The 471-nt window shown below is 30.4% G+C and carries 1 protein-coding gene; it reads right to left on the bottom strand.

All coding sequences use genetic code 11. The annotated features are described in order from the left end of the window. Positions 1–344, bottom strand: a 344-nt coding sequence (locus V7137_RS28935; protein ID WP_335701258.1) for a hypothetical protein, incomplete at its 3' end; no start/stop codon positions are given. Positions 345–471: the final 127 nt, after the last annotated feature.

Genomic DNA, 471 nt, shown 5'->3' with positions numbered 1-471 from the left:
AACAAATCTCCATATTTACGAGGTATTTCAACATACTGAACCACTTTATTCTTGTTAAGAAATACAATTAAATTTATATCATCTCGAAAATGTATATTACTTGGGTCTTTGAATTTTACACCAAGTTGTTTATATATAGTTTCTTGTGTAGTGTAAGGTGTAAAAATATATGCTTTATCCCAGGCAAAGTCTATTAAGGGGTTTAAGTTGATTTCCTTAACACTATCTTTCTCCAAAGCAGCACAAATAGATTTTTCTAGCACCTTATTATGTAAGCCATCAGCTTGAGAACAACTTGCCAGAATATTTAGAAGGAAACAAATCATATATACAAATCTCTTCAAAATACCACCCCTATTTATTAAATCCCTTGGAAAATACTAATAAATTTCTAGAAGAAATGTACCCGTTACTTTAAGAACAATATTTCACAAACTCTTAGCATGGTGCCCTTCGAGTGGAATAAAATAT

The organism is Neobacillus drentensis, from assembly GCF_036962765.1.
Classification (GTDB): domain Bacteria; phylum Bacillota; class Bacilli; order Bacillales; family Cytobacillaceae; genus Neobacillus; species Neobacillus drentensis_C.
The sequence above is the reverse complement of the archived record's forward strand: the minus strand, read 5'-3'. Positions and strand labels throughout refer to the sequence as shown.